This window comes from Rhodoferax aquaticus (assembly GCF_006974105.1).
Classification (GTDB): Bacteria; Pseudomonadota; Gammaproteobacteria; order Burkholderiales; family Burkholderiaceae_C; genus Allorhodoferax; species Allorhodoferax aquaticus_A.
Genome location: NZ_CP036282.1, coordinates 1,739,008 through 1,751,550, shown reverse-complemented (window position 1 = coordinate 1,751,550; position 12,543 = coordinate 1,739,008). Strand labels below are relative to the sequence as shown.

Below are 12,543 nucleotides of genomic sequence, written 5' to 3'. Positions count from 1 at the left end.
TTCTGATTTTTCTCATGACAAGTACCACTCCCGACGCCGCTCCCTCAGACCTTGCCGTGCCGGCCACCGCCGCAGACGTGCCCACCGCTCCCGAGGCCACGGACGAGGCTTCCACGGCCCACAACGCCAACGCCAAGCTCAGCCGCACCAAGGTGGCCATGCCTGTCTTGGAAAAGCTGTTTGAGCTCTACCCACACCTCTTTGGCGCTGAGTTTTCGCCGCTCAAGCTGGGCGTGTTCCAAGAGCTGATGGAAAAGCACCCCGCTGAATTTGAGCGCGACGCGCTTAAAACCGCGCTGTCCGTGCACACCCGCTCCACCAAGTATTTGCAAGCTGTTGCCGCGGGCAAGCCCCGCGTTGACCTGCAAGGCGTGGCCGTTGAGCCCGTGGCACCTGAGCATGTGTGCCTCACCATTTTGGAGTTGTACCGCCGCCGCCAAGGCCGCAGCCAAGAAGACCTGCGCCCCAAAGTGCGCCGCCAAATCATGGCCGCCTTTGAAACCTCAGGCCTGAGCGCCCAAGAGTACCAAGCCCGCGTCATGGGCAAAGACGACGACAACAATGCATTGGTTGCCGAAGCCTTTGCCGACTACCATGCCCAAATGGCCAAGCACGAAGCCACCGCCCGGGCCTTCACCGCCAGCGGAAAAACCGTGGCCGAGTTTGCCGATATGTATGGCCTGAACCCGCGCGACGTGGGCCGCTCCCTAGAAACCGTGCGCAAAGCCCACGCCGCGGCCGAGGCACAAACCGCATCTGCAGCGCAAGCAGAAGCCAACGCCAACGCGTAATTGGCCCACGTGGGCTGCGCACCAGCCGCAGCCCACGCCAAGCGGCATGCCAGTAAGCAGGCATGCGAGCAATCCGTACTGGCCGCTTGCGGGAACTACCCAAAGACTCAGGCAAGCATCTCAAACGCACACTAGTGAGCAGTCTCCAAGCGCAGCACCTCTAGCTCGGAGACGGGTGCGGCTTGGTTGCCCCATGCGGTGCGGATGTAGCTGACTACGGCGGCTATGTCCGCATTGGTGAGCACATGGCTGAAGGGTGGCATGCCATAGGGCTGGGGGTTGCCGGGGGTGACGGGGGCAAAGCCACCCGCACGCACGATGGCGATGAGGTTGTCGCTGCGTGCCAGGGTCACGGCCCGGTTGCCTGCCAGCGCGGGGTATGCGCCTGTGGCACCCTGCCCTTGTGGGCCATGGCATTGGGCGCAATGTTTGTCGTACACGGCGGCTCCCTGGACTTGCACCTTGCCGGGCAAAGGCTCAAGCTTGGCAGATGGCTTGGTCTGCACCTGAGGTATAGCCTGCAAATAGGTGCTGAGCGCGAACAAGTCGCTCTCCGTCCAATGCTGGGTGCTGCCGTACACCACTTCCGCCATCGGCCCCTGTACGCTGGCGAGCGCCGTACGCCCCGTTTTGAGGAGTTGCACCACGTCTTCGGTGCGCCAATAGCTAACACCTGCTTCTTGGGCGGAGGCCAGTGAAGGCGCATACCACCCCTGCCCGGACAACCCACCGCCTGTGAGTTCCAAGCTGGTGCTCGTGGCCCCTAGGGCATTGCGCGGGCTGTGGCACTCCACACAATGGCCCAAACCGCGTGCGAGGTAAGCGCCACGGTTCCACTCTGGCGAGCGTGTGTTGTCCAAGGTTGCCGCAGGGTCTGCTGCACGAAAGTACAGGGCCCGCCACACAGCCAAAGCCGCTTGCGTGTTGTAGGGAAAGCGCAGCGCATGGGCTTGCGGCGCTTGCTCCACGGGGGGCAAGCTTTGCAGGTAGGCGTAGATGGCGTTGGCATCTTCCCGGGTGACATGGGTGTAGCTGGCGTAGGGGAAAGCTGGGGTGAGCAAGCGCCCATCTTTGGAGCGGCCGTGGTGCATGGCGCGCCAAAACTCAGCCTCGCTCCAGCGGCCTAAACCGGTGCTGGGGTCAGGTGTGAGGTTGCTGGTGTAGACGGTGCCAAACGGGGTGGCCAAACCACGCCCACCGGCCAAGGGTGCGCCGCCCTGGCGGGTGTGGCAGCCCGCGCAGTTGCCCACCTGCGTGAGATAGCGGCCGCGGGCCACTTGCTCGGTGCTCATGGGAGTGGGGCGTGGCACTGCGGCGTGGGTATCCGCGTCCCGTATTGGGTCTTCGCCGCGCACATTGAGATAGGCCACCGCGGCCACGAGCCCCAACAACAGGCCTGCCAAAACGCCGATGGCTTTGAGCCGCAAGACAATGCGCTTAGTCACATTCACGGTGCAGCCCTCCCACACTCCAGTGGTGGCTTGACACTACCCGCAGGTGCTGCTGTGGTCGACGCAGGCAACGGCTGCGCCGCGAGCCACTCGGACAAGGCGCTTATGTCTTCCACCGCCAAGCGCTGGGCGATGGTGTGCATGCAGTCAGGGGCCAGCGCCTGCCGCTGGCCTGTGCGCCAAGCACCAAGCTGGGCATTGACATAGTCGCGCGGCAGGCCCAAAAGCCCTGGCGTGCCCGGTTGCACGCCGGTAAGCGCACTGCCGTGGCAAGACACGCAGGCAGGAATGTTGCGGCTGGCATCACCCCGGCGCACCAAGGCTTCCGCACGCCCAGCGACGCTTGCGGAAGGAACGCGCACCTGGGGTGGCGGATAGGGCAGGTCTTGCGCCGCAAAGTAGGCCGCAATGGTTTGCAAGTAGTCGTCCGACAGGTTGGCGAGCAGCGGGCTCATGAGCGAGTGGTAACGCCGCCCGTCGCGGAAGTTCAGCAGCTGTTGGTACAAATAGCCTTGGGGCTTGCCCGCGATGCGGGGAAAAAAGCCGGAGTTGGTGGCGCGCCCTTCTTTGCCGTGGCACGCCGTGCAGGCCATGGCGCGCTGCGCCATGGTGTCGGGCACCGTAAAAGGCTGTGACGCCCAGAGGGATGATGCCCCACACACCCCAAGTGCAAACGCTACGCACACTTTCGCCAAGAACCCTGTCCACCTTGCCATTCCAACGCGCTCCCTACAAACAACCAAGCAGCTAGTGTCGCGCCAAATGGGGCTCAAAAACAGGGGCAGATGGCCAGAGTTTTTGCGTATCAGTTGCAAAGGTCAAAAAAACAAAGGGCTAGAGACACATATGCCTCTAGCCCTTATACATACTGCGCCAGCAGCTACAAACTCAATAGCAAACCCTAGGTCAGCTGCGTCACCTGCCGCCGCTTGAGTACGCGCGGTACCACCAACACCGCCAAGACCACCAACAAAATGGTGAGCGACATAGGCCGCTGCAAGAAGACCATGGCGCTGCCCTCACCAATCGACATGGCGTTGCGCAGCTGCGCTTCCGCCAAGGGGCCCAAGATCATGCCCACCACCACAGGCGCGGTGGGGAAGCTAAAGCGGCGCATGACCAAGCCCAGCACGCCAATGGCGTAGAGCAAGAACAAGTCAAACGCGCTTTGACGCATGCCGTAAGCACCAACTGTCGCAAATATCAAAATTCCGGCGTAGAGCTGTGGCTTAGGCACTTTGAGCAGCTTGACCCACAAGCCCACCAAAGGCAGGTTCAATACCAAGAGCATCACGTTGCCGATGTAGAGCGAAGCAATCAAGGCCCACACCAAGGCCGCCGAGCTGCTAAACAGCTGAGGACCAGGCTGGATGCCGTAGTTTTGAAACGCACCCAAAAGCACCGCCGTGGTGTTGGAGACCGGAATGCCCAAGGTCAACAAGGGAATCAATGCAGTGGTCACAGTGGCATTGTTCGCCGCCTCAGGGCCAGCCACGCCTTCAATCGCACCTTTGCCACCAAACTCTGCCCTGTGCTCTGGGCTGGCCAGTTTCTTCTCAGCGGCATAGCTCAGAAACGTAGGGATTTCAGTGCCACCTGCAGGAATGCAGCCAAACGGCGCGCCAATGGCCGTGCCGCGCAACCACGCCGGGATAGAGCGACGCCAGTCGCTCTTGGTCATGGTGATGCGGCTCATCTTGTTCTCAGTCTCGACAACCTTGCCTTCAAAGAGCACCGCATGCAAGGCTTCAGCCACTGCAAACAAGCCCACCGCCACCAGCACGATTTCAATTCCATCCATCAGCTCTGGTGTGCCACCGGTGTAGCGCGCCTGGCCAGTGATTTGGTCCATGCCGATCAAGCCAGCCGCCAGCCCCACGAACAATGCCGTAAGGCCCCGCAAGGTGCTTTGCCCCAGCACGGCACTCACCGTAGTGAGCGCCAATAGCATCAGGCAAAAGTACTCGGGTGGCCCCAGTTTGACGGCGTACTCAGCCACCAAGGGTGCAAACAAGGTCACAAACACCGTGGCAATGGTGCCCGCAAAGAAGGAGCCAATAGCCGCGGTGGCAAGCGCTGCGCCCGCACGCCCGCTCTTGGCCATTTTGTTGCCCTCCATGGCCGTGACCATGCTGGAGGTCTCCCCGGGGGTGTTGAGCAAAATGGAGGTGGTGGAGCCCCCGTACATGGCACCGTAGTAGATGCCCGCAAAGAAGATCATGGAAGCGGTTGCGTCCACCTTGGCGGTGATAGGCAGCAGCATGGCTACAGCCGTTGCGGGGCCAATGCCAGGCAAGACGCCCACAGCCGTACCCAAAGCGCAGCCCACCAAGGCCCACAGCAAGTTGATGGGGGTGCCCGCCGTGGCAAAGCCCTGAAGCAGAGAATTCCAAATATCCATTAGAGCCATCCCGTGCGAGTGAGTCCTGGCAAGTTAATCGCCAGAAACTGCGTAAACATCCAGTACACCGGCGCCGAAATAGCGACGCCTGCCACCGCATCGGACACCCACGGGCGCATGCCCGGCTGGGTGTCGCCTTGGGCGTTACGCAAGCCCCGAGCCGCTAGCACAAAGCACACAGCACAACTCAGAATGAAGCCGATGGTGGTAATCAAGGCGGCATTGACTAAGAGCCCAGCGGACATCCAGACAAAGCCAAACCAGTAGGGTTTGCCGCCGTCGGGCACATCTTCCATGTCACGAAACCCGCCAAAGCGGGCCTCGTACAGCAAAACTAGCCCGCACGCGATCAAGGAGAGTGCCACCAGCCAAGGCAGGAAATTGGGACCCACCCCCGCATAACCTGCCTCTGAAGGAATGCTGATAGCGCCACCGGCTAGGCCTAAGCCCAGCACAATCACGCCACCACTCACCAAGGTTTGGTACAGCTGACTGTGCGTTTGCGACATCAGAGCATCCCAGACAAGTGCATCACGCCGCGCAGGCTAGAGAACTCGTTGTCCACAAAGTCATCGAACGCCTTGCCTGTCATGAGCGCGGGGGTCCAAGCGTTTTTCTCTAGTGCGTCGAGCCATACTTTGGACTTGGTGGCTTTGATGACCATCTCCGTCAACGCAGCGCGCTGGGCTGCCGTGATGTCAGGCGCGCCATACACACCACGCCAGTTACCGAGCACGACCTCGTAGCCCATTTCTTTCATGGTCGGCACGTTGATGCCCGGCAGACGCTTTTCAGACGTGACGCCAATGGCGCGCATCTTGCCGGCCTTGATGTACTCGGCAAACTCGCTGTAGCCACTACCGCCCACGGTGACGTTGCCGCCCAAAATAGCCGCAGTTGCTTCACCGCCGCCACGGAAGGCCACGTAGTTCACTTTCTTGGGATCAACGCCGACTTTGGTAGCCAACATGGACGCACAGATGTGCTCCGTAGACCCACGTGAGCCGCCGCCCCACTTCACGCTGCCGGGGTCTTTTTGCATTTGGGCGACCACGTCTTTCATGGTCTTCAAAGGAGAATCTGCGGGCACCACAAACACGTTGTATTCACTGGTCAAACGGGCAATAGGTGTGGCCTTGTCCATGGACACCGCTGGCTTGCCAGTAATGATGCCACCGACCATGACCGCACCCGTCATCATCATGGCATTAGGGTCACCCTTGGCGCTGTTCACAAACTGCGCCAAACCGATAGCACCAGCCGCGCCGCCTTTGTTGTCGTATTGCACAGCGTCTGCGACCTTGGCATCGATCAATGCGGCCCCAAAGGCACGGCCCGTGCCGTCCCATCCGCCACCGGGATTGGCGGGAATCATCATCTTGATGGTGGCGCCAGCACGGGCGCTCAAAGGCAAAGTGCCAACCATGGCCATAGCAGCCATCGACTTCAAAAAGGTATTGCGACGCATGGGTTACTCCTCGTGTTGAAAACAGACCTATGATGCGGCGCTTGCCTGTCAATTGGCTGTCCCAACTCCTAGGGGAAACCCCGAGCTATTTCATGCACCTGCTATTGGTCGAAGACGATATTGCCCTCCACACAGCCCTGCAACGCAGCTTGGTGCGCGCAGGCTTGCGGGTCGATGTTTGCAGCGATGGTGCACAGGCATTGGCCACCTGGAGCCGCAGCCATCCTGACGTGGTCGTGCTCGATCTCAGTTTGCCAGGAGTCGATGGTCTGACCGTGCTGCAACAAGCGCGCAAGGCCGGCCTGCAAACCCCTGTGCTCATTCTTACAGCGCGGGGCACGGTGGGCGACAAAGTGATGGGCCTGAATGCGGGTGCGGACGACTATTTGCCCAAACCGTTTGACTTGGACGAATTGGAAGCCCGCGTGCGCGCCCTGCACCGCAGACGAAACGGCAGCACCCCCGACACCGATGACTGGGACGCCACCGTGGGCCCGCTGCACTACGACCGCACCAACGGTGCCATCTACCTGCAACAGGAGGTGATGGACCTCACGCCACGCGAGGTTTCTTTGTTAAGCGCCCTGATGGCACGCCCTGGCCATGCGGTGGCCAAAGAGCGGCTGTTTGAGCTGGTATTTCCGGGTGAAGACCAAGTGCAGTACGAAGCCATTGAAGTGGTGGTGTACCGCCTGCGCAAAAAGCTGGTCGGCACTGGGGTGAACCTGATGACTTTGCGCGGCTTGGGCTATTTGCTCAAGTCGGACCGCTGAACCTACTCTCCCGTGCAGTCTGCCAATCGACTCCCCTCTTTGCGCCGCCAGTTATTGATGGGAATACTGGTGCCCATAGCCCTGTTTGTTCTGGTCGATACCTTCAGCTTGTACCGGCAAGCCTTGGAAGCGGTCAACATTGCCTATGACCGCACACTTTTGGCATCGGCCAAGGCCATTGGTGAGCTGCTGAAAGTCGAAGGCGACGACGAGTTTGCTGTCATCAAAGCCAGCATTCCGTATTCCGCCTTGGAGCCCTTTGAAGCAGACAACCGCAGCCGCATGACCTACCGTGTGTCAGACAAGCGCGGCCTATGGATTGACGGCGCACAAGACCTGCCTGCCTGGAGCGGAAAAATACCCAACCAAGGGCCCTACGCCGCCTTAGTGGACTTCTACGACGACACCTTTCGCGGTGACCCCGTGCGGGTGGCCGTGCTGCTGCAACCCGTGGCAACCGGCCGAGGGCGGGCCATGGCCACCGTTCAAGTGGCAGAAACGCTGGAGCTGCGCCGTACGCTGGCGCGCCAAATTTTGATGGACACCCTGCGCCGCCAAGCCCTATTGATTGGCGTAATTGCGATAGCTGTTCTCTTGGTGGTGCACCGAGTGACCCGGCCGGTGCGGCAGCTGAGCAATGTGTTGGACGCACGCAATGAAGACGACCTCACCCCCATCGACGCCAGCGCCCTCCCGCGTGAGATCCAGCCCCTCACGGACGCCACCAATCAGGTGATGCAGCGTTTGCAACATCTGCTGGAAAACCAAAAGCGATTTGTGCGCGATGCAGCCCACCAATTGCGCACGCCCTTGGCGGTGCTCAAGGTACAAGTGCAGTCGGCCCTGCGCGGAGATTGGGTCGCCAAAGAGGCCTTAGAGGATATTCAGCGCACCGTAGACCGGGCCACCCAATTGGCCAACCAAATGCTGGCGCTCGCCAAAGTTGAACAAGTGCGCCAGCAACAAGACTTCCAAGACCAAGACTGGGCGGAGGTAGTGCGTGCCTTGGCCTTGGATGTGTCCCCTTTGATTGCCGAAAAAGACTTGGATTTTGAAATCAGCACAGCACCGTGCTGGGTCCACGCCCATGAATGGATGCTGCGTGAGATGGTGCGCAACCTGCTCCACAACGCGATTCGGCACACCCCGCAGGGCGGCCATCTGGCGGTAAGGCTTGCGCCCCAAGGTGCGATGGCAGTATTGGTGATTGACGATTCAGGCAGTGGCATAACGGATGAGTTGCGCTTACGCCTGTTTCAGCCCTTTGCAACCGGCGACGCCCGCTCAGGCTCTGGTTTGGGTCTCATGATTACCCGAGAAATGGTCACTGCCTTGGGTGGCAGCGTGCAACTGAGCAACCGCATCGCGCATCAGCAGGTGCAGGGCTTGGCTGCAAGCATCAGCCTACCGCTCAGCGCCAGCGCTGCGCACTAACGCCCCCGATCACGCCAAGCTCTATGGAAAAAACCCGCATCGACAAATGGCTCTGGGCCACCCGCTTCTACAAAACCCGCTCACTGGCCAGCCATGAGGTCACCAGTGGGCATGTGCAAGTAGGTGGTCAAGACGTTAAACCATCACGGGAGGTAAAACTTGGCGAAACCATCACCGTACGGCAAGGCAGTGTCACGCGAACCGTGGTCGTCAAAGGCATCAGTGAGCAACGCGGCAGCGCATCCATGGCGCAACTGTTGTACGAAGAAACGCCCGAGAGCGTAGCCAAACGGGAAGCTGCACAGCTGCAACGCCGCTTAGCCCCTGAGCCAGCCTTAACGATCAGCCAAGGCCGACCCACCAAGCGGGACCGCCGAGATATGCAAAAGGTATGGTCGTCAGATTGACCGACAGCGCACGGGATTCGGCGCTTGGCAAGGCTTGCAACTCATCCATCTGCCCCAAGCTACTCGCCTATGATTCCATTTTCAGTCCTTGACCTCAGCCCCATCACCCAGGGCAGCACGGCGGCGCAGTCTTTTCGCAACTCACTGGACTTGGCGCAGCAGGCCGAACAGTGGGGCTTTCAACGCTACTGGCTGGCCGAACACCATGGCATGCCGGGTATTGCCAGCGCAGCGACCGCGGTGCTGATGGGGCATGTGGCCGGAGGCACCTCTCGGATTAGGGTAGGTGCGGGTGGCATCATGCTGCCCAACCATTCACCCTTGGTGATCGCGGAGCAGTTTGGCACGCTGGAGTCCCTCTACCCGGGCCGCATTGATTTGGGGCTTGGGCGTGCGCCGGGCTCTGACCAACTGACCGCACGTGCGCTGCGCCGTAACCTGAGCAGCGATGCTGACGAGTTTCCGCGCGATGTTGTGGAACTGATGGATTACTTTGCAGGTACCCCGAAAAACGCCGTTCGCGCAGTGCCCGGCGCCGGTTTAAACGTGCCCATTTGGATCTTGGGCTCCAGCCTCTTTGGTGCACAACTGGCAGCGGCTTTGGGCCTGCCCTATGCGTTTGCCTCCCACTTTGCGCCGCAGTACATGATGCAAGCGATTGAGCTGTACCGGGCCCACTTCAAGCCTTCAGCCACTTTGAGCAAGCCGTATGTCATGCTGGGCTTTAACGTGTTTGCCGCAGACACCGACGATGAGGCTGCGTTCAGGGCCACATCGATGCAGCAGGCCTTTGTGAACCTGCGCAGCGGACGCCCTGCCCCATTGCCGCCCCCCTTGCTGGACTACCCCAAGCGGGTGGGACCCGCTGAGAAAGCCTTGCTTGACAGCGTGTTGTCCTGTGCCGCCATTGGCGCGCCTGACACCGTGCGCGCGGCACTTGCTGCCTTTGTAGAACGCACGGGGGCCGACGAGCTGATGATCACCTCACAGATCTACGACCATGCAGCGCGCCTGCGCTCCTATGAAATCACTGCGCAGTTGTTTGCGCAGCCGGCTAACTAGAGCGCTTGCCCCAAGCGGGCTACACCTTCTTGGATTTTGGCCAAGTCAGCGGTCGCGAAGCTCAATCGAAAGGTCGATCGGTCCGCGTGGTTGGCAAAGAAGGGGTTGCCGGGTACAAAGGCTACCAGCTTGTCGATGGCCCGTTTTGCGAACTCAGCCGCATCTTTTTCTTTACCACCGGCACCCGTTAGGCTGGCCCAGAAAAACATGCCGCCTTGCGGGGCACTGAAGCTCACCGCATCACCCAGTTCTTTGCGCAAGCAGTCCGCCATCATCTGGGCACGTTCCGCGTAGGTCACGCGCACCTGGGCCAAAGCACCGTCCAGACGGCCCAAAGCCAAGTACTGGGCAGCGATTGCTTGGGTCAGGTTGCTGGTATGCGCGTCACTAAACTGCTTGCACATGACGGCATTGGCCAAGAGTGCCGGTTGCGCAATCATCCAGCCCACACGCAGGCCTGGGCTTAGCACCTTGCTAAACGAGCCACAGTACGCCAACCACTCACGCGAGCCGGGCACTTCAGCAGACAATGCCAACAAAGTGGGTGGAGGCGTAGCACCAAAAAACAATTCACCATACGGGTCGTCTTCCACCACCAGCACTTGGTACTTGGCAGCCAACTCCAGCACCCGCTTGCGGCGCTCCAAACTCAACATAGCGCCACTCGGGTTGCCAAAGGTGGGGATCAGGTACACCAGCTTGGGCTTGTGCTCCACGATGAGCTTCTCAAGGGCATCCACTTGCACGCCATCGGCGTCCACAGGCGCGGTGACCAAGTCTGCGCCATACAACCTAAAGCACTGGATCGTGGCTAAAAAGGTGGGGGCCTCCACAATCACTTTATCGCCAGGATTGATCATGGTTTTGCCAATCAAGTCCAAGGCCTGTTGGCTGCCCGTGGTCGTGATGATTTCGTCGGGCCGGGCCGCAATACCTTTCTTGGCCATGTGCGCGCTCAAGCCTTCTCGCAAGGGGTTCCAACCTTCGGTCGCACCATATTGCAACACCGCACCGGGGTTGTTGGAGAGTACGGCATCGGTCGCTTGGCGAATACCGTCGACATCAAACAATGCGGGATCGGGAAAGCCGCCTGCAAAACTGATGATGCCCGGCTTGCCCAAGAGTTTGAACAACTCACGAATGGCAGAGGTCTCAACGTTTTTCAATCGGTCAGCAAATTGCATGAAAGTGGCTCCTTCGAAAAGTATTTAGAAATAATCGGTTTAGGCATCACGCTGGCACTATTTAAGCGCGGCCAATTGGGGTAAATTGTCACCGATCGTGTGCAACACATAAAAAGGAGAATTCATGCCGACCCTTGATACTTTTTTTGAACGCGTCCAACTCCCCTCGATGTCTGAGGTCGCACACGCCCTGATACGCACACTCAATGATGACAATGCCACCGTAGAAACCGTGCGTGACATCATTGCCAAAGATCCCGCGCTCAGCGCCAAGCTTTTGCGACTGGCCAACAGCGCACAATTTGGTTTGCCCCGTGGTGTGAGCAACTTGGACGACGCTATCAGCATGGTTGGCATGTCAAAAGTGCGCACTCTCTCGCTAGGCACCTGTTTAAACGATTCGTTTCCCGCCATCCCCGGCTTGGACCGCAAAGAGTTCTGGAAAAACAGCATGGCATGCGCGGGCTATGCCCAGTGGCTGGCCGGCAGTTTAGGAGTGGATGCCCAGCAAGCATGGCTCACCGGCATGATGCTGCGCTTAGGTGAGTTGTTGATCGCACAAGCCGACCCTGCGCATTTGCAAGACATAGAAAAGTTGCCCCATTTTCCTGGTGGCCGCTGGGAACGCGAGAAAGAACTGGTGGGTTATACCGAAGGTCAAATCACCGCTGAACTGGCGCGCCGCTGGAACTTCCCCATGCAAATGGTGCAAGCCTTGCAGCGCTCGTCCGACCCCATTACGGACCAAGCTTTTTCGCGCCTAGGAGCCATCTTGAACTTGGCAGGCATCTTGGCCGACTCCGAAGCCCAAGGCCACGAGGTTTTAGACACGCTTCCAGAAGATGTAGTGAAGGTGCTAATGCTAGACAAAGAATGGATGCACAGCCACTTTCCTGCTGCCGACTCCTTTGTTGACATTACTGCTCTGTGACCCCTGCTGCCATCGAAACGTTTTTCGCAACGCTACAGGCTGCGAATCCCCACCCACAAACGGAGCTGGAGTTCAGCTCCGTTTTTGAATTGTTGGCGGCTGTTTTGCTATCGGCACAAGCGACAGATGTTGGCGTGAACAAAGCCACACGGCGCCTGTTTCATACCGCCAACACGCCTCAGAAAATGATGGCACTCGGGCTGCCTGCGTTAGAGGATTCGATCAAGACCATTGGCTTGTACCGCAGCAAAGCGGCACACCTGATGAAGACGTGTGAGATCTTGGTAGAACAGCACGGTGGCGTGGTCCCCCGCACCCGCGAGGCGCTTGAAGCATTGCCCGGAGTAGGACGCAAAACTGCCAATGTGGTGCTCAACGTGGCCTTTGGCGAACCCACCATGGCGGTGGATACACACCTGTTTCGCTTGGGGAACCGCACAGGCTTAGCCCCAGGCAAAACACCGCTGGAAGTCGAGCTGAAGCTGCTTAAACGCATCCCCCAGCGCTACATGGTCGATGCGCACCATTGGTTAATTCTGCATGGACGCTACATTTGCCAAGCCCGCAAGCCCTTGTGCTGGCAATGCGCAGTGCACCATGTATGTGACTATTCGCCTAAGACTTCCGCAGCAAATTAGCCA

The 12,543-nt window shown here is 59.5% G+C and carries 13 protein-coding genes; 7 read left to right on the top strand and 6 right to left on the bottom strand.

Features of this window, described 5'->3' with window-relative positions:
• Positions 1–14: 14 nt before the first annotated feature.
• Positions 15–791: a ProQ/FINO family protein gene (locus EXZ61_RS08185; protein WP_142810781.1), complete on the top strand. Its 777-nt coding sequence runs from the start codon at positions 15–17 to the stop codon at positions 789–791.
• A gap of 131 nt (positions 792–922) precedes the next feature.
• Here the strand turns inward: EXZ61_RS08185 and EXZ61_RS08180 are convergent, their stop codons facing one another.
• The 5 genes from EXZ61_RS08180 to EXZ61_RS08160 form a co-directional block, all read right to left on the bottom strand.
• Entirely contained in the window at positions 923–2,236 is a 1,314-nt protein-coding gene (locus tag EXZ61_RS08180; RefSeq protein WP_425353624.1) for a cytochrome c, read from the bottom strand.
• Positions 2,237–2,238: 2 nt separating this feature from the next.
• Positions 2,239–2,958: a c-type cytochrome gene (locus EXZ61_RS08175; protein ID WP_425353614.1), complete on the bottom strand. Its 720-nt coding sequence runs from the start codon at positions 2,956–2,958 to the stop codon at positions 2,239–2,241.
• A 185-nt stretch (positions 2,959–3,143) separates the two neighbouring features.
• The gene (locus EXZ61_RS08170) at positions 3,144–4,643 is read right to left on the bottom strand and encodes a tripartite tricarboxylate transporter permease (protein ID WP_142810779.1); all 1,500 of its coding nucleotides are present in this window, start codon (positions 4,641–4,643) and stop codon (positions 3,144–3,146) included.
• A complete protein-coding gene (locus EXZ61_RS08165; RefSeq protein ID WP_142810777.1) occupies positions 4,643–5,152 on the bottom strand; it encodes a tripartite tricarboxylate transporter TctB family protein in 510 nt (169 codons plus the stop codon). The genes EXZ61_RS08170 and EXZ61_RS08165 overlap by 1 nt, the downstream gene beginning before the upstream one ends.
• Positions 5,152–6,111: a Bug family tripartite tricarboxylate transporter substrate binding protein gene (locus EXZ61_RS08160; protein ID WP_142810775.1), complete on the bottom strand. Its 960-nt coding sequence runs from the start codon at positions 6,109–6,111 to the stop codon at positions 5,152–5,154. The genes EXZ61_RS08165 and EXZ61_RS08160 overlap by 1 nt, the downstream gene beginning before the upstream one ends.
• Positions 6,112–6,143: 32 nt before the next feature.
• Here EXZ61_RS08160 and EXZ61_RS08155 point away from each other — a divergent pair, with 32 nt between their 5' ends.
• From EXZ61_RS08155 to EXZ61_RS08140, 4 genes are all read left to right on the top strand, one after another.
• Positions 6,144–6,884: a response regulator transcription factor gene (locus EXZ61_RS08155; protein ID WP_142814164.1), complete on the top strand. Its 741-nt coding sequence runs from the start codon at positions 6,144–6,146 to the stop codon at positions 6,882–6,884.
• A 57-nt stretch (positions 6,885–6,941) separates the two neighbouring features.
• Positions 6,942–8,318, top strand: coding sequence for a sensor histidine kinase (locus tag EXZ61_RS08150; protein WP_142814163.1), 1,377 nt, complete (start codon positions 6,942–6,944; stop codon positions 8,316–8,318).
• Between the two features lie 23 nt (positions 8,319–8,341).
• Positions 8,342–8,725, top strand: a complete 384-nt coding sequence (locus EXZ61_RS08145) for an RNA-binding S4 domain-containing protein (RefSeq protein WP_142810773.1) — start codon at positions 8,342–8,344, stop codon at positions 8,723–8,725.
• A gap of 69 nt (positions 8,726–8,794) precedes the next feature.
• Positions 8,795–9,787, top strand: coding sequence for an LLM class flavin-dependent oxidoreductase (locus tag EXZ61_RS08140; RefSeq protein WP_142810771.1), 993 nt, complete (start codon positions 8,795–8,797; stop codon positions 9,785–9,787).
• Here the strand turns inward: EXZ61_RS08140 and EXZ61_RS08135 are convergent.
• Positions 9,784–10,971: an aminotransferase-like domain-containing protein gene (locus tag EXZ61_RS08135; protein ID WP_142810769.1), complete on the bottom strand. Its 1,188-nt coding sequence runs from the start codon at positions 10,969–10,971 to the stop codon at positions 9,784–9,786. The two genes, EXZ61_RS08140 and EXZ61_RS08135, sit on opposite strands and share 4 nt — an antisense overlap.
• Before the next feature lie 124 nt (positions 10,972–11,095).
• On the opposite strand from EXZ61_RS08135, the gene EXZ61_RS08130 reads away from it, so the two are divergent.
• Together EXZ61_RS08130 and nth are read left to right on the top strand one after the other, a co-directional pair.
• Entirely contained in the window at positions 11,096–11,902 is an 807-nt protein-coding gene (locus tag EXZ61_RS08130) for an HDOD domain-containing protein (RefSeq protein WP_142810767.1), read from the top strand.
• Positions 11,899–12,540: an endonuclease III gene (gene nth, locus EXZ61_RS08125; RefSeq protein ID WP_142810765.1), complete on the top strand. Its 642-nt coding sequence runs from the start codon at positions 11,899–11,901 to the stop codon at positions 12,538–12,540. The genes EXZ61_RS08130 and nth overlap by 4 nt, the downstream gene beginning before the upstream one ends.
• The last annotated feature ends 3 nt before the right edge of the window (positions 12,541–12,543 follow it).